This is a genomic window from Ruminococcus flavefaciens 007c, assembly GCF_000571935.1.
Lineage (GTDB): Bacteria > Bacillota > Clostridia > Oscillospirales > Ruminococcaceae > Ruminococcus > Ruminococcus flavefaciens_F.
In genome coordinates this window covers 15,994-31,051 of sequence record NZ_ATAX01000015.1, presented here as the reverse complement: position 1 = coordinate 31,051, position 15,058 = coordinate 15,994, and the positions used below count along the sequence as shown (strand labels likewise).

Sequence of the window (15,058 nt, the reverse complement as noted above, 5' to 3'; positions counted from 1 at the left end):
AATATGAATAAGGACAATATCACGGATATTGCCGTTATAGGCGGCGGCGCTTCCGGATTTGCTGCGGCTATCGAGGCAAAGACGATCCTTCCCACGGCAAAGGTGGTCATTCTTGAAAAGCTTGACCGTGTGGGAAGGAAGATACTTGCCACAGGCAACGGCAGATGCAATCTCAGCAACATCAATCTCAGCGGAGATCACTATCATGGCAGCGTAAGGAATATCATGCGTGTGATCGGCGCAACACCATCGGCTACCGAATTCTTCGGAAGCCTCGGCGTAATATGTACAGCGGATTCAAAGGGAAGGATCTATCCAAAGAGCAACAGTGCATCAACGGTCCTTTCAGCACTCAGGCTTCGGGCCGAGGATCTGGGAGTTATCGAGCGCTGCGGCTTCGAGGCCAATTTCATCGAGAGCACTCCGCAGTATTTCAGGATCTCATCGGCATCTGGAGAAAAGTACCCGTGCAGACGTATAATCGTTGCAGCGGGAGGATATGCGGCTCCGCAGTTTGGCACTGACGGAAGCGTTATAAGGCTGCTTCGCAGCAAGGGCTGCCATACTACAAAGATATGTCCCGCCGTTGCAGCACTGAGAGTTCGTCCGGAGCTTCTCAAGGGACTCAAGGGCGTAAGAGCCAAGGGTAGAGTAATGGCATATTCCGCAGGCAAGCTCCTGAAGGAGGAGGTAGGTGAGATACAGTTCACGGATACGGCTCTCTCGGGTATATGTGTATTCAATATGGCTCATCTCTTTTCACAGTATGAAGGAAAGCTTACGCTCAGACTGGATCTTGCCGCTGATATGGAGCTTGAGCAGCTTGTGGGCTATCTTCGTGTGATACAGTATCAGCGCGGAAAACATACCACGGAGGAGTTGCTTACAGGAATATTCCCGAGAAGTCTTTCATCGTATATTACAAAGCGCGCTCTCGGAAGGCCGCTTACACTGCTTATTTCCGAACTGCGCGAAAATGACCTCAGACAGATAGCTCAGCTTATAAAATGCCTTGATTTCGACGTTACCGGAACAGCCGCATGGAAGGATGCTCAGGTAACATCAGGCGGCGTAAGCGGAGACTGTATCGACGAGCGCCTTCAGCTAAGAAGCGAGAAGGGCATATTCCTCTGCGGCGAGATCCTTGACGTTGACGGCGACTGCGGCGGCTACAACCTTCAGTGGGCATGGTCATCGGGTATATTCGCAGGCAGGAGCTGCGCGGATTCGCTGAGAGGAGGACGTACATGATAAGAGTCGGAGGGATAAGAGTGTCCCTTGATACTGATTTTTCCGACCTTGTGACTCTATGCGTGAAAAAAATCAGGATAAGCCGTGAGAGGATAAAAACTGTTAGACTTGCAAAAAAATCCGTGGACGCGCGTAAAAAAAACGACGTCCATTTCATAATATCACTGGATATAGAGGCAAAAGGTGAGGAAAGCCTGCTGAAAAGCCTTAAAAATGCCGAAAAGTACGAGCCGGTCAGATATAAGGTGCCCGTTATTGAAAATGCGCCGTACAGGCCTGTTATCGCAGGCTTCGGACCTGCGGGAATGTTTGCGGCTCTTGTTCTTGCAATGGCAGGAGCAAAGCCGATAGTGCTTGAAAGAGGCGGCGATGTTGACTCCAGATGCAGGGCTGTTGAGGAGTTTCAGAATGGCGGAAGGCTCGATACCGAGTGTAATATACAGTTCGGCGAGGGCGGCGCAGGTACATTTTCCGACGGCAAGCTCACCACAGGAATAAAGGACAGGCGCATAGGCTGGGTATTTGAAAGACTTGTAGAGTTTGGAGCTCCCGATGAGATACTTTATCTTGCAAAGCCCCATATTGGTACGGATAAGCTCCGCGGAGCTGTAAAAGCCCTGAGAGAGAGAGTCAAAGCCCTCGGCGGCGAGGTGTGCTTCAATTCCAGATTCTGTGGATTTGAAACAGAAAACGGCAGACTTTCCGCAGTAAGCTATATCCGGAACGGTGAGAAACACACCATAAATACAGGCAGTCTTATACTTGCATCGGGTCACAGTGCCAGAGACGTATTTGAACTTCTGTACGATGAGAATATAGATCTTTCACAGAAGAGCTTCTCCGTCGGAGTGAGGGCAGAGCATCTCAGGAAGGATATAGACAGGGCAATGTACGGAGATTTTGCGGGACATCCCGCTCTGAAAGCAGCGGATTACAAGCTCGCTGTGCATCTGCCCAACGGACGTACTCTTTATACCTTCTGTATGTGTCCGGGAGGCTATGTGGTGGCAGCCTCTTCGGAGGAGGGCAGGCTCGCTGTCAACGGTATGAGCTGTTTTGCCCGTGACGCCGAAAACTCCAACAGTGCCCTGTTGGTGAATGTTGATCCTGCGGACTACGGCAGTGATCATCCTCTTGCAGGTATGTATTTCCAGCGCGAGCTTGAGGAAAAGGCATTTATTGCAGGGGGACGGGATTATCACGCTCCTGCGGCAGTTCTCGGTGATTTTCTTGAAGGACGCATAAGCAGGAAGCTTGGCAGAGTAAAGCCCTCCTATCGTCCTGCGGTAAGATTTGCGCCTCCCGAGGAATATCTCCCCGATTTCGTCTGCGAATCCCTTAGGCTCGGCATAAAGGAAATGGGAAAGAAGATCAGGGGCTTTGATGACAAAGATACTCTGCTTACGGGTATAGAGAGCAGAAGCAGCTCCCCTGTACGCATAAACAGGGGAGAGGATCTGCAGTCCCTGTCGCTGAAGGGACTGTATCCCTGCGGCGAGGGAGCAGGCTATGCAGGCGGCATAGTTTCTGCGGCAGTTGACGGCATGAAATGTGCCGAGGCTGTATGTGAAAGAATGGAAGGGCAGCTGAATAGTATATGAAGATTGCATATATTTCTGAAAACAGGATGTACCTGTGCAGTGACGGAAAGGTCACGGAGCTTCCCTGTGAAAGGGCAGCGAAGTACAGCGATACTGTCAATGAGATAAACAGGAACAAGGAATGGAAGCACAGCGGACGGGGTGCTGAGTTCATGGGAGCCGTGGAGCACTATGAGGACGCCTCCAAGCAGGTGCATATCTACGGACTTACTTCAGAGGGTGATGAGGTCATATATTCTGCCCGTTTCGGTGAAATGGGTGCGATATACAGGAAAAGCACAGAGACGCCGAAGGCTCCCGAGGGGCATATTTATACAGGCATGGACAGGCACATCGGAGCTGTTTCCTTCAGAGACGGAAAGATAGCAGCCGCAGTCAACGGACATATATCCGTGTTTGACGAAAGAGGTGACTATGACGAGCTTACGGATGGTCCCTCTGAGGAGGACAGCCCGTTCTGGTCGGTGACTGACGGCAGGCTGCTCTGTTCTACGGTAGGTCATGCCATCAGCGGAGGTACAGGAGTGTCCCCAAGCTCTATACTTGCTCTGGATACAGGAGCAGGCACTATTGAGGAGCTCTTTTCAGATGAAAAGAATGATCTCCTGAAACCTCAGAACGACAGTGACGGAAATTATTATTATATAAGCCGTCCCTATTCGCCCCCAAAGGAAAAGAAAGAACCCATATGGAAGTCGGTGCTGCTTTTCCCTGTGAGACTGATAAAGGCTGTAATCGGCTTTATCAATGCCTTCAGCATTATTTTCGGAGGAGAACCTCTGAGAAAAAATCAGCAGAAGGGCGATGTCAAGACAAAGAGCAAGTCTGCACGGGAGCTCTACTTCGAGGGAAGGCTCCTTGAGGCTGAGAAGAACGAAAAGGAAAATGCAGAGGCAGGCGAGAAGAACCCGGGAATATTCCCCAAAAGCAGAGTGCTTGTAAGGGTATCTCCGGGCGGAGAGCATAAGGTTATAAAGAAGGGCGTACTGGATTATGCGGTCTGCGATGAGGGCATAGTATGTTCCAACGGAAAGGAACTGCTGCTCATCGGTAAGGACGGCGAGGAAAGCGTTATTGCCAAGGCGGGCTTTGCGCAGGCGCTCAGCATTATAAAATAAATACTGAACGGAGGCTTGGATATGAAGATCAATGTTATCGGCGGAGAAATGGACAGACGGGAAATAGACGAATATATTAAATATGCGGGACAGAAGTATGTCGGCAGACAGATAGGCGGCATAGATATAATTATTGACGGAGAGTATGTAGACCTGAAGGTCCACTTCAAGGATATGGATTTTCAGAGAGCCTACCGCTCGGCGGATTATCTGGTAAACAGCATGGAAAAGCTCAATGATGCAAAGCAGAAGGAGTTTTCCGAAAAAGAAAGGCATAAGGTTTAAGGAGTACTTAATGATATTAACTAACATCGGCACCGTCAAGGAGATACTTTCACGTCACGGCTTCAGCTTTTCAAAGGGACTAGGACAGAACTTTATTGTCAATCCCGATATATGCCCGAGGATAGCCGAGAACGGCAATGCCTGCAAGGGATTCGGTGTAATTGAGATCGGAACGGGCATAGGAGTGCTCACCTCGGAGCTTGCAAAGCGTGCGGAAAAGGTTGTAGCAGTTGAGATAGACTCAAGACTGCTTCCGATACTCGATGAGACTCTTGCGGATTTTGACAATGTGAAGATAATCAACGAGGATGTAATGAAATGCGACCTCAGAAGGGTAATTACCGATGAGTTTGACGGGCTCAGGGTGGCTGTATGCGCAAATCTGCCTTATTACATCACATCTCCGATAATAATGATGCTGCTTGAAAGCAGGCTTCCCATAGAGTCCATAACGGTTATGGTGCAGAAGGAGGCGGCGCAGAGGCTCTGCGCAAAAGTCGGTACAAGAGACTCGGGTGCAATAACTGTTGGAGTGAACTACTATGGCACCGTAAAGAAGCTCTTTGATGTATCCAGAGGAAGCTTCATGCCTGCGCCCAACGTGGATTCTGCTGTCATCAGGATCGACCTTGGCAGCGGTTGCAGACTGGACGAAAAGAGTGAGAAGTTCTTCTTCAGCGTGGTAAAGGCAGGCTTTTCACAGCGCAGAAAGACTCTGGCAAATTCCCTTGCTTCCGTAATGGGGATACCGAAGGAAAAGGTGTATTCCGCCCTTTCTTCACTGGGACTTCCCGAGGCTGCAAGGATAGAACAGCTGGATATGGAGCAGCTCATAGCTTTTTCGGCTGCTCTTTCGGATAAGTAATGGGAAAGCTCTATGGTGTCAGTGTTGGAGCAGGTGATCCGCAGCTCCTTACGCTGAAAGCTGTCCGTATACTTGAAGAATGCGGAGTGATAGCAGTCCCTCGTACAAAGGGTGAAAGAACGCTTGCACTTTCCATTGCGGAGCAGGCAGCAGACCTTTCGGGAAAGAGGATAGTATATCTTGATATACCCATGAGCCGTGACAGGGAGCTGCTTGACAGGTGCTACGGCGAGATCGCAGAGCTTCTATGCGGGATCCTTGTGAGCAGTGATGCGGCTGTACCTGTACTCGGTGATGTTTCGGTATATTCCACCTTCAGCCATATAGCTGAGAGAGTGAAAAAAAGAGGTTTTGCTGTGGAGATATGTCCCGGAGTCACAAGCTTCAGTGCAGCGGCAGCAGTTTTGAAAGAGCCCCTTTGTATCGGCGGTGAGCCGCTGCATATAATCCCCTTCGGCTGTGACGGCTTTGAGGAGCTTCTTGATTTAAGGGGCACAAAGGTGATAATGAAAGTAGGCAGTCACAGCGGCAGATTAACTGAGATGCTGCGGGAAAAACATTCTTCGGAGCATATTGCCGCAGTCGAGAACTGCGGACTTCCTGATGAGAGGATATATGCCGACTGCAATGAGATATGCGGAGAGACAGGCTATTTTACAGTATTTATCATGAGGGAGAGTTCTGATGAAACTTGAGGAATATGTATACAGAGGCGCAAAAAAGCTGCGCTGCGGATATACAACGGGCTCCTGTGCAGCGGCAGCGGCAAAGGCGGCTGCGGAGATGATATTCACAGGCCATATAGCAGAGACTGTCAGACTGATGACTCCCAAGGGCATAATGCTTGATCTTGATACCGTTGACGTCGGGATCGGCGATGAGGTTGCTTCATGTGCCATAGTCAAGGACAGCGGTGATGATCCCGATGTGACCAACGGTGTCAAGGTTTACACGTCGGTAAGGCTCATATCCTCGGGAGTAAGGATTCTTGGCGGCACAGGCATAGGTGTAGTCACAAAAGCAGGCCTTGACCAGCCTGTGGGAGAAGCTGCCATAAATTCGGTGCCCCGCAGAATGATAGCCGGTGCTGTCATGGAGATCGCCGAAAAGTACGGCTATTCCGGCGGCTTTGAAGTCACGGTATCTATACCTGCCGGGACAGAGCTGGCACAAAAGACCTTCAATCCGAGAATGGGCATAGAAGGCGGTATCTCCGTAATTGGCACCAGCGGCATCGTTGAGCCCATGAGCAATACAGCTGTTGTGGAGACTATCCGTGCTGAGGCAAATATACGCCGTGCCGCAGGTCAGAGGAATATGCTGCTGACCATCGGCAATTACAGCGAGGACTACGTACAGAAGCAGCTGCCTTTCTCACTGGAGCACAGTGTCACTTGCAGCAACTTCATAGGCGAGGCCATAGATATAGGCATGGAGCTCGGTTTTGAGTCCATACTCATAGTCGGACATATAGGCAAGCTGGTAAAGCTTGGAGCTGGTATCATGAATACTCATTCCTCATGGGCGGACGGAAGAATGGAGGTCCTTATCATCTGCGGACTTCTGGCGGGAGCGGATACAGGAACGCTGAAAAAGCTCCCCGACTGCGCAACTGCCGACGCAGCTATGGACATACTTGACGGTGCAGGCTACCTTGAAAGGACTGCGGAGATACTCAGCCGCCGTATGGACAGCTATCTTCGCGGAAGAGTACATGATGAGATACCCGTGGGAGCGCTTGCTTTTTCATATAAAAGGGAGCTTCTTGTGAAAACATCACTGGCAGATGAACTTATCAGGGCGATAACGGAGGAAGAAAATGGTTGATTTTGTGGGAGCAGGCTGCGGAGCTGCCGATCTTATCACATTGAGAGGGAAACGTCTTATCGAAAATGCGGACGTTATAATATATGCGGGGTCACTGGTAAATCCCGAGCTGCTCAGCTATGCGGGGCAGGAATGTGAGATATACAACAGTGCTCACATGGATCTTGACAGTGTGATAGAGGTAATGAAGCAGGCTGAGTCTGAGGGAAAGAAAACAGTAAGGCTTCATACAGGCGATCCTTCCATATACGGAGCTGTTCGTGAGCAGATGGACAGGCTGGAGGAGCTGGGGATACAGTATAGCGTAACTCCCGGAGTAAGCTCCTTCTGCGGTGCGGCAGCTGCTCTGAAAGCCGAGTATACTCTTCCCCGGGTCTCACAGACGGTGATACTCACAAGAATGGCAGGAAGGACTCCTGTTCCCGAAATGGAGAGCATAGAGAGTCTTGCTGCCCATCATGCAACTATGATCATATTCCTCAGTGCTTCCATGACGGAGGAGCTGGCGGCAAAACTCACGGAGGGCGGATACAGCGCGGAAACTCCTGCGGCTATCGTATATAAGGCTACATGGCAGGATCAGAAGATTGTGCGCTGTACGGTGGGAACTCTTGCTGAGTCAGCCCGTGAAAACGGTATAAGCAAAACAGCTCTCATAACTGTGGGAGATTTTCTCGGCAATGATTACGAGCTTTCAAAGCTCTACGACAAAAATTTTGAGACAGGCTTCAGAAAGGCGGCAGCCACATGAATATAGCAGTTTTTTCGTTGACAGAAAATGGAAGGCAGCTTTCTGCAAGAACAGCTGATGTGCTCTGCAGCGAGCATAAGGTCAGCCGCTACTGTTTTCACAAGCATACCGATGACAACTCGGCGGTGTTCTGGAATATGGGAAGCATGGTAGGCAGGCTTTTTGAGCGCTCGGACGCATTTATATTTGTATGCGCCTGCGGTATAGCAGTTCGTGCGGTAGCTCCGCTGCTCGGTACAAAGGCGGACGATCCCGCGGTTATAGTAATGGATGACAGCGGTAACTTCGTGATCCCTGTGCTTTCGGGACATATCGGAGGTGCTAATCGCCTTGCGGAGATAATTGCCGAAGCCCTCGGCTCCACTGCGGTCATAACTACTGCCACGGATACGGGAGGACGTTTTTCGCCCGACAGCTTTGCAGTTGCCAACGGACTTATAATAACCGATCTCACCGCTGCGAAGGAGATAGCCTCTGATGTGCTGGACGATAAGAAAATAGGCTTCTTTTCGGAATACGATCACGGAGGGCTTCCCGATGAGCTTACGGAATTCGGTGTGTGCAGATCGGGCATATATGTAGGTGATTCAAAGGACATAAAGCCATTTGATGTGACTCTTCAGCTGATCCCGAAGAATATAGTTCTCGGTATAGGCTGCAAAAGAGGTTCTTCCTCTGAAGTCATAGGCAGTACAGTAAGAGAGATACTTGCAGAGGCCGGCATAGATATTGCAAGGATACGGGAGGCAGCTACAATAGAGCTCAAGGCAGATGAAGCGGGACTTCTCGAATTCTGCGGAAGCATTGACGTTCCGCTGAGGTTCTGTACCGCTGAGGAGCTTATGAGTATAAAAGGTGATTTTGAGGCATCGGATTTCGTGCTGGAGACTACGGGAGCTGATAACGTATGTGAGCGCAGTGCTGTATTTTGCAGCGGCGGCAAGCTCGTTTTGCACAAGCGGGCTCGTGAAGGCGTTACCGTAGCAGCTGCGGAGATTCCTGTCTATCTTGATTTTGAAAGGAAGGTATTATGAAGCTCTATATAGTCGGAATAGGCTGCGGAAGCCGAAAAGGTATTACTATCGAAGCCGAAGAGGCAATAATCAGAAGCGATGTCATTGTGGGATATACTGTCTATATCGATCAGATAAAGAGTTTTTACCCTGAAAAGGAGTGCCTTTCCACAGGTATGAGACAGGAGAAGGAAAGAGTTGAGCTTGCACTGAGACTTGCTGACGAGGGTAGCATAGTTGCTCTGGTTTGCAGCGGTGACAGTCAGGTGTACGGCATGGCAGGACTTGCCTTTGAGCTTTCTGTTAGTTATCCTGACGCGGATATTGAGGTTATCCCGGGAGTTACCGCTGCACTCAGCGGAGGAGCAGTTCTGGGTTCGCCTATGACACATGATCTTGCGCTGATAAGCCTTTCAGACCTGCTCACCCCCATGGAGAAGATCGAAAAGCGTCTGCAATGCGCTGCTGAGGGAGATTTTGTGATCGCACTCTATAATCCGTCATCAAAAAAACGTGAGGATTATCTCTCCAGAGCCTGCGATATACTGCTTAAGTACCGTACTTCATCTACTGTCTGCGGGTATGTCAGGAATATTGGCAGAGAAGGTCAGGAGTGCCGTATACTTACCCTCGGAGAGCTGAGAGACACAGCTGTTGATATGTTTACAACTGTATTTATCGGCAATTCCGAGACAAAGGTCATTAACGGAAAAATGGTAACGCCAAGAGGTTACAGGAATGTGTGAGCTTCTTATTTTCGGCGGTACCACCGAGGGTCGTGAGCTTGCTCAGTTCTGCTGTGAAAGCGGCATCAGTACGGCTGTTTCCGTGGCGACGGAATACGGTGGCGGATTGCTTCCGCAGCATAAAGACATACACGTTTTTACGGGACGGCTTGACAATGCGGAGATGAGCGGGCTTATAAAGCGGATTGATTGCAGAGCCGTAATTGACGCTACTCATCCTTATGCCACAGAGGTAACGGAGAATATCAAGCTTGCCTGTGCAGAAACGGGAACTCCTTATCACAGGCTGTTCAGGAGCAACATGAGCCTTGAGGACTGTATCGGAGCGGCCGATATGAACGAGGTAACAGAGCTTCTCAGCAGATGCGGCGGAAATATACTCAGCACACTGGGCAGCAAGGAACTGCCAAAGCTTACAGCGGTAAAGGATTTTCGGGAAAGGGTATGGGCGAGAGTCCTGCCTGCCGAGAATATTGTCAGCTTCTGTACGTCGCTGGGCTTTGCAGCTGAACATATCATAGCTGAAAAAGGACCTTTCACCGTTGAGCAGAACATTGAACACATTAAGCTCAGCGGAGCAGAGGTGATGCTGACAAAGGAAAGCGGAGCAGCGGGAGGCTTCCCCGAAAAGCTGAAAGCTGCCGGAATATGCGGTATCAGAGCAATAGTTCTTATGCGTCCGCAGGAAGAAGGAAGCACGATGGAGGAGATAAAAGCGCTGGTATGCGGTATGAGGAGGTGAAGAGGTGAAGATATACATTATAGGAACGGGCGTGGACGGCGCAAAAACGCTGACGAGAGAAGCGGCGAAGGCGATAGAGTCTGCTGATGTGCTTATCGGTGCAAGGCGTATGCTTGAGCCCTTTTCAGCACTTGAAAAGCCTGTTTTCGAGGAGTACCGCAGCACAGAGATCTGTCGGTATTTAATGGAAAACAGCTATGAGACGGCTGCTGTGCTTATGTCCGGAGACTGCGGCTTTTTCAGCGGGGCACGGAAGCTCTCGGAGTCACTTGCAGATCATGAAACAGAAATGATCTGCGGTATTTCTTCACCTGTTTACTTCTTTTCAAAGCTCGGAAAGGACTGGTCTGACTGCTTTTTCGTAAGCCTGCACGGAAAAAGCGCAAATGCGGCAAGGGCAGTCAGCTCCCATAAAAAGACCTTCTTCCTTCTGGGGGGAGATTTGACTGCAGGGGAGTTATGCAGACGGCTCTGCGATTACGGCATGGGAGAGGTAACGGTCCACATAGGCGCCGACCTTGGTTATTCTTCTGAGAAAATTATCAGCGGAAGGGCAGAGGAGTTCACAGAGACAGATATATCGCAGCTCAGTGTGCTGCTTGCTGAAAACCCTGAGTATGAAAGAGCTCTTCTCAGCGGGATACCCGATGAAAAGTTCATACGGGGAAATGTACCCATGACAAAATCCGAGGTCAGGGCGGTTGCTGTGGCGGGACTGGATATAGGAGAAACTGACGTGTGCTGGGATATAGGCGGAGGAACAGGCTCTGTATCCGTTGAGATGGCAATTCGCTGCGGCAGCGGACGAGTTTATTCCGTGGAGAAGAATACGGAGGCTGTCAGCCTGATAGCCGAAAACAGGCGCAGATTCAGATGTGATAATATAGAAATAGTGGAAGGCGAGGCCTCGGAGGCTGTCAGGAAGCTTCCGTCTCCCGATTGTGTATTCATAGGTGGTTCAGGCGGAAAGCTAAAGGATATTGTTAAGGCAGCGGCAGAAAAAAACAGCAATATACGACTGACTGTAACTGCTGTTTCGATCGAAACGCTCGCAGGGGCAACAGCAGTTTTTGATGAGATCGGATTTGAGGCGGAGATCTCACAAATAGCCGTTACACGGACAAGAAAAATAGGGAATCATACAATGATGTCAGCAGAAAACCCGGTATTTATTATAAAAAGGAAGTTAAAATGAAAAGAATAGTGATCGGCGGAACTCACAGCGGCTGCGGAAAGACTACTGTGACCTGTGCGGTTCTTGCTGCGCTGAAGGCAAGAGGTCTTGCTCTCAGCAGCTTTAAATGCGGTCCCGATTACATAGATCCTATGTTTCACCGAAGGATAACAGGAGTCGCGGCACATAATCTCGACAGCCGCTTCTGCGGAGACGATATGCTCAGGCAGCTTCTTTGTGAAAACAGCCGTAATTCCGATATATCCGTTATAGAGGGTGTTATGGGCTATTTTGATGGAGCGGACGGAAGAGGATCTGCTTATTCGGTCTCCCTTATCACCGACAGCCTTGCGGTTGTAGTTATTGACTGCAAAGGAGCTTCGGAGTCCATAGGAGCTGTTGTTCACGGCTTCATGAATTACAGGGCTCCGAATAATATAAAGGGCTTTATATTCAACAGGCTGCCTGATAGACTTGTACCCATGGCGGAGCGTATATGCGCTGAGCTTGGTGCAGAGTATTTCGGCCTTTTTCCGTCGGGGGCTCCTCATGTGGACAGCAGAAGGCTCGGACTTGTTACAGCTGATGAGATAGCGGATATACAGGAAAAGCTTGCCGAGCTGGGCAGACTTGCGGAGAAGCATATCCTCCTTGACAAGCTGCTGATGACTGCCGAAGCTCCGGAACCTGAATATACACCGCATGAAATGCATAGATTATTCGCAAAAAGCCTGCCAAAAATAGCGGTAGCTTCTGACAATGCTTTTTGCTTCATATATTCGGATAATATAAGCATTCTTGAAAAACTGGGATGCAGAATAGAGTATTTTTCGCCGATCCATGATGATAAAATTCCCGCGGATGCCTGCGGACTTATCCTCAGCGGCGGTTATCCCGAGCTCTATGCGGGCAAGCTTTCAGCGAATCCATCCATGAGAGACTCTGTGAGGGATGCCGTACTCGGCGGTATGCCCACAATTGCGGAATGCGGAGGCTTCATGTACCTCCATGACAGGCTGAGAACAGCTGATGGTACCGAATATCCCATGGCGGGAGTTATAAATGCGGAGGCTTTTGAGACAGACAAGCTGCGGCGGTTCGGTTATGCCAATCTCACGGCAGAGGAAGACAGTCTCTTGTTCCGCAGAGGCGACAGGATACCTGCCCATGAGTTCCACTACTGGGACAGTACCGACTGCGGCAGTGGGCTCAGGGCTTTAAAGACAGATGGCAGGAGCTGGGAATGTGTACACACCTCTCCGACGCTTTATGCAGGCTTCCCACATCTGTATTTCGGAGCCGATGTCAGGCTGGCAGAGCGTTTTGCAGCAGCCTGCGGATATTTCGGAGGTTTGAATGGAAAGGATCTGTAAAATAAAGGCTGCCGACAGTGCTTTTGCGGAAATGGCAAGGCAGAAATGGGACGGCGTTGCAAAGCCTTTGGGAAGCTTCGGTATCCTTGAGGATATGCTTTGCAGGATCGCAGCTGTACAGCGCACGGACAGCCCTGATATATCGAAGCGTGCTGTTGTCGTTATGTGTGCGGACAACGGCGTTGTTGACGAGGGAGTTACTCAGACCGACAGCTCTGTTACGGCTGTGTGCGCAAAGGCTATTGCGGAGGGCAGCTCCAACATAAACGCTCTGGCGGATATATACGGAGCAGAGGTAACGGCTGTTGACATAGGCATCGCTTCAGATATTGAATGCGTTAAGCTTCTGAACAGGAAGATAGCCTATGGTTCGGATAATATCGCATCAGGCCATGCCATGACGGTGGAACAGGCAGAGGCTTCCTTGAAGGTAGGCATGGATATAGTAAGAGATATGGCGGAAAAGGGCATAGATATCATAGTTACCGGCGAGATGGGAATAGGCAATACCACTCCCACAGCGGCACTGTCCTCGGTTATTCTCGGGCTGCCTGCGGAAAAGGTCACCGGCAGAGGAGCGGGGCTTTCCGCTGAAGGACTTGCTTTAAAGATCAGTGCCGTAAAACGTGCTGTGGAAATAAACTCTCCCGACAAGGATGCGCCTATGGAGCTCCTTGCAAAGCTTGGCAGCTATGAGATAGGCGGAATGATGGGCCTGTTCCTCGGCGGTGCGGTTTACGGAGTAACGGTCATAATAGACGGTGTTATCTCGGCAGTTTCGGCGGTGCTTGCTGCAATGATAGCTCCCGATTGCAGGGATTATATGCTTGCAGGCCATGTATCTGCTGAGCCTGCCGGACGTATGCTCCTTGAAAGACTGGAGCTCAGGGCTGTTATAGACGGAAATCTAAGGCTTGGAGAGGGAACGGGAGGCATACTTCTTCTTCCTCTGCTGGACGGAGCAGCTGCACTGTATTACAGATCTCATCGCTTTGACGATGTTGGTATAGAAAGGTATGTGAATTTACAATGATCACACTTGTAACTGGCGGAACTAAATGCGGTAAATCAAGCTATGCGGAACGTGTGCTGGAAAGCTTCGGCGGTACGAAATATTACGTGGCTACAATGAATCCGGTGGGCGATGACGCTCAGGAAATAATTGCCCGTCATACGGAAATGCGCCGTGGCAAGAATTATATCACCATAGAGTGCCTTCGTGATATAGGTGATCTGGACATTCCCGAGGGCTGCGGAGTACTCATAGAGTGCATAGGCAATCTATGTGCCAATGAGATGTTCGGCAGCGGCGAGGTAAACGAAGCAGTTCTCAAGATAACAGAGGGTATCAGAGCACTTTCCGAAAGGACTGCCGAGCTTGTGATAGTGACCAATGAAGTGGGCAGCGACGGCAATGACTATTCTCCCGATACGATGCAGTATATAAACGAAATGGCGAGCATAAACCGTTGTATCGCCGAATTTGCGGATAATGTAGTGGAATGTGTCTATGGGTTAGCGGTTGCCTATAAGGGGAAGGCGATATGCTGAGATCGTTTTTTTCGGCTATGCGTATGTACTCCCGTATTCCTGTTCCTGATGTGGAATGGAAGGAGGAAAACCGAAGGTACTCCCTTTGCTTTTTCCCCGCTGTGGGAGCAGTCATCGGAGCCATGATAATGATATGGCAGCGGCTGTGTGCGGGACTGCATACAGGTCAGTTCATGTATGCGGCCGGAGCAGTGGCAATAATGGTCGCCGTGACAGGAGGCATACACCTTGACGGCTTCTGCGACACCTGTGACGCAAGGGCTTCATGGGGTGACAGGGAGAAGAAACTGAGGATACTCAGCGATCCGCACATAGGTGCTTTTGCGGCTATTAAGCTGGGAATATACCTTGTTTTGTACACGGCTCTCTTCACAGAACTGACAGAGCCTCATGCTGCTGCAGTGGTATGTCTGGGATTTGTACTTTCCCGGGCACTGAGCGGTCTGGCAGCCGTTACCTTCAGGTCTGCCAAAAGGGAGGGGACTCTTCATGTTTTTTCTGCGGCGGCCGACAAAAAGACTGCACTTTTTTGCCTGTCCTTTACAGCCGTTCTCAGCATGGGAGCAATGACTCTTACCGATATGCCCACCGGAGCAGCTGCGGCTGCGGCGGCATTGCTCGTATTTGCATGGTACCGCTTTGTGTCATACAGGGAATTCGGAGGTATTACGGGAGATCTGGCAGGCTGGTTCCTGCAGGTCTGCGAATTATCGGTGGCAGCAGCAGCTGCGTTCACATACAGAATAATGGAGGTCAGATAA

The 15,058-nt window shown here is 50.2% G+C and carries 16 protein-coding genes; all 16 read left to right on the top strand.

Features of this window, described 5'->3' with window-relative positions; all coding sequences use genetic code 11:
* The first annotated feature begins 3 nt into the window (after nt 1-3).
* The 16 genes from RF007C_RS04200 to RF007C_RS04125 are packed head-to-tail and all read left to right on the top strand — an operon-like array spanning nt 4 to nt 15,058.
* Entirely contained in the window at nt 4-1,251 is a 1,248-nt protein-coding gene (locus tag RF007C_RS04200) for an aminoacetone oxidase family FAD-binding enzyme (protein WP_037297543.1), read from the top strand.
* Nucleotides 1,248-2,852, top strand: coding sequence for an NAD(P)/FAD-dependent oxidoreductase (locus tag RF007C_RS04195; protein ID WP_037297541.1), 1,605 nt, complete (start codon nt 1,248-1,250; stop codon nt 2,850-2,852). Before RF007C_RS04200 ends, RF007C_RS04195 begins: the two co-directional genes overlap by 4 nt.
* Complete coding sequence (locus RF007C_RS04190; protein WP_037297539.1) at nt 2,849-3,970, top strand: hypothetical protein; 1,122 nt, start codon at nt 2,849-2,851, stop codon at nt 3,968-3,970. Before RF007C_RS04195 ends, RF007C_RS04190 begins: the two co-directional genes overlap by 4 nt.
* A gap of 21 nt (nt 3,971-3,991) precedes the next feature.
* The gene (locus RF007C_RS04185) at nt 3,992-4,255 is read left to right on the top strand and encodes a hypothetical protein (protein WP_019681007.1); all 264 of its coding nucleotides are present in this window, start codon (nt 3,992-3,994) and stop codon (nt 4,253-4,255) included.
* 10 nt (nt 4,256-4,265) lie between these two features.
* Nucleotides 4,266-5,120 carry a 16S rRNA (adenine(1518)-N(6)/adenine(1519)-N(6))-dimethyltransferase RsmA gene (gene rsmA / locus RF007C_RS04180; protein ID WP_037297537.1) on the top strand — a complete coding sequence of 285 codons (855 nt, stop codon included), beginning with the start codon at nt 4,266-4,268 and terminating at the stop codon, nt 5,118-5,120.
* A complete protein-coding gene (cobI, locus tag RF007C_RS04175) occupies nt 5,120-5,815 on the top strand; it encodes a precorrin-2 C(20)-methyltransferase (RefSeq protein ID WP_037297534.1) in 696 nt (231 codons plus the stop codon). The genes rsmA and cobI overlap by 1 nt, the downstream gene beginning before the upstream one ends.
* Nucleotides 5,805-6,947, top strand: coding sequence for a cobalt-precorrin-5B (C(1))-methyltransferase CbiD (gene cbiD, locus RF007C_RS04170; protein WP_037297532.1), 1,143 nt, complete (start codon nt 5,805-5,807; stop codon nt 6,945-6,947). Before cobI ends, cbiD begins: the two co-directional genes overlap by 11 nt.
* Nucleotides 6,940-7,698, top strand: coding sequence for a precorrin-4 C(11)-methyltransferase (cobM, locus tag RF007C_RS04165; RefSeq protein ID WP_037297530.1), 759 nt, complete (start codon nt 6,940-6,942; stop codon nt 7,696-7,698). The genes cbiD and cobM overlap by 8 nt, the downstream gene beginning before the upstream one ends.
* Complete coding sequence (locus tag RF007C_RS04160; RefSeq protein WP_037297529.1) at nt 7,695-8,732, top strand: cobalt-precorrin 5A hydrolase; 1,038 nt, start codon at nt 7,695-7,697, stop codon at nt 8,730-8,732. Before cobM ends, RF007C_RS04160 begins: the two co-directional genes overlap by 4 nt.
* The gene (gene cobJ / locus RF007C_RS04155; RefSeq protein ID WP_082316687.1) at nt 8,729-9,457 is read left to right on the top strand and encodes a precorrin-3B C(17)-methyltransferase; all 729 of its coding nucleotides are present in this window, start codon (nt 8,729-8,731) and stop codon (nt 9,455-9,457) included. Before RF007C_RS04160 ends, cobJ begins: the two co-directional genes overlap by 4 nt.
* Nucleotides 9,450-10,199 (top strand): precorrin-6A reductase, encoded by a 750-nt coding sequence (gene cobK, locus RF007C_RS04150; protein WP_037297523.1) that lies wholly within the window; start codon nt 9,450-9,452, stop codon nt 10,197-10,199. The genes cobJ and cobK overlap by 8 nt, the downstream gene beginning before the upstream one ends.
* Before the next feature lie 4 nt (nt 10,200-10,203).
* Nucleotides 10,204-11,394: a precorrin-6y C5,15-methyltransferase (decarboxylating) subunit CbiE gene (gene cbiE / locus RF007C_RS04145; protein WP_037297521.1), complete on the top strand. Its 1,191-nt coding sequence runs from the start codon at nt 10,204-10,206 to the stop codon at nt 11,392-11,394.
* Nucleotides 11,391-12,746, top strand: a complete 1,356-nt coding sequence (locus tag RF007C_RS04140) for a cobyrinate a,c-diamide synthase (RefSeq protein ID WP_037297519.1) — start codon at nt 11,391-11,393, stop codon at nt 12,744-12,746. Before cbiE ends, RF007C_RS04140 begins: the two co-directional genes overlap by 4 nt.
* Nucleotides 12,730-13,779 carry a nicotinate-nucleotide--dimethylbenzimidazole phosphoribosyltransferase gene (cobT, locus tag RF007C_RS04135; protein WP_037297517.1) on the top strand — a complete coding sequence of 350 codons (1,050 nt, stop codon included), beginning with the start codon at nt 12,730-12,732 and terminating at the stop codon, nt 13,777-13,779. The genes RF007C_RS04140 and cobT overlap by 17 nt, the downstream gene beginning before the upstream one ends.
* Nucleotides 13,776-14,297 (top strand): bifunctional adenosylcobinamide kinase/adenosylcobinamide-phosphate guanylyltransferase, encoded by a 522-nt coding sequence (locus RF007C_RS04130; RefSeq protein ID WP_037297515.1) that lies wholly within the window; start codon nt 13,776-13,778, stop codon nt 14,295-14,297. The genes cobT and RF007C_RS04130 overlap by 4 nt, the downstream gene beginning before the upstream one ends.
* On the top strand, nt 14,291-15,058 hold the full coding sequence (locus RF007C_RS04125; protein ID WP_019680995.1) for an adenosylcobinamide-GDP ribazoletransferase: 768 nt from the start codon (nt 14,291-14,293) through the stop codon (nt 15,056-15,058). The genes RF007C_RS04130 and RF007C_RS04125 overlap by 7 nt, the downstream gene beginning before the upstream one ends.

Bases quoted from the DNA above. Each gene is read 5' to 3' on its own strand.
- RF007C_RS04200 (WP_037297543.1), top strand. From the start codon at position 4: ATGAATAAGGACAATATCACGGATATTGCCGTTATAGGCGGCGGCGCT.
- RF007C_RS04195 (WP_037297541.1), top strand. From the start codon at position 1,248: ATGATAAGAGTCGGAGGGATAAGAGTGTCCCTTGATACTGATTTTTCC.
- RF007C_RS04190 (WP_037297539.1), top strand. From the start codon at position 2,849: ATGAAGATTGCATATATTTCTGAAAACAGGATGTACCTGTGCAGTGAC.
- RF007C_RS04185 (WP_019681007.1), top strand. From the start codon at position 3,992: ATGAAGATCAATGTTATCGGCGGAGAAATGGACAGACGGGAAATAGAC.
- rsmA (WP_037297537.1), top strand. From the start codon at position 4,266: ATGATATTAACTAACATCGGCACCGTCAAGGAGATACTTTCACGTCAC.
- cobI (WP_037297534.1), top strand. From the start codon at position 5,120: ATGGGAAAGCTCTATGGTGTCAGTGTTGGAGCAGGTGATCCGCAGCTC.
- cbiD (WP_037297532.1), top strand. From the start codon at position 5,805: ATGAAACTTGAGGAATATGTATACAGAGGCGCAAAAAAGCTGCGCTGC.
- cobM (WP_037297530.1), top strand. From the start codon at position 6,940: ATGGTTGATTTTGTGGGAGCAGGCTGCGGAGCTGCCGATCTTATCACA.
- RF007C_RS04160 (WP_037297529.1), top strand. From the start codon at position 7,695: ATGAATATAGCAGTTTTTTCGTTGACAGAAAATGGAAGGCAGCTTTCT.
- cobJ (WP_082316687.1), top strand. From the start codon at position 8,729: ATGAAGCTCTATATAGTCGGAATAGGCTGCGGAAGCCGAAAAGGTATT.
- cobK (WP_037297523.1), top strand. From the start codon at position 9,450: ATGTGTGAGCTTCTTATTTTCGGCGGTACCACCGAGGGTCGTGAGCTT.
- RF007C_RS04140 (WP_037297519.1), top strand. From the start codon at position 11,391: ATGAAAAGAATAGTGATCGGCGGAACTCACAGCGGCTGCGGAAAGACT.
- cobT (WP_037297517.1), top strand. From the start codon at position 12,730: ATGGAAAGGATCTGTAAAATAAAGGCTGCCGACAGTGCTTTTGCGGAA.
- RF007C_RS04130 (WP_037297515.1), top strand. From the start codon at position 13,776: ATGATCACACTTGTAACTGGCGGAACTAAATGCGGTAAATCAAGCTAT.
- RF007C_RS04125 (WP_019680995.1), top strand. From the start codon at position 14,291: ATGCTGAGATCGTTTTTTTCGGCTATGCGTATGTACTCCCGTATTCCT.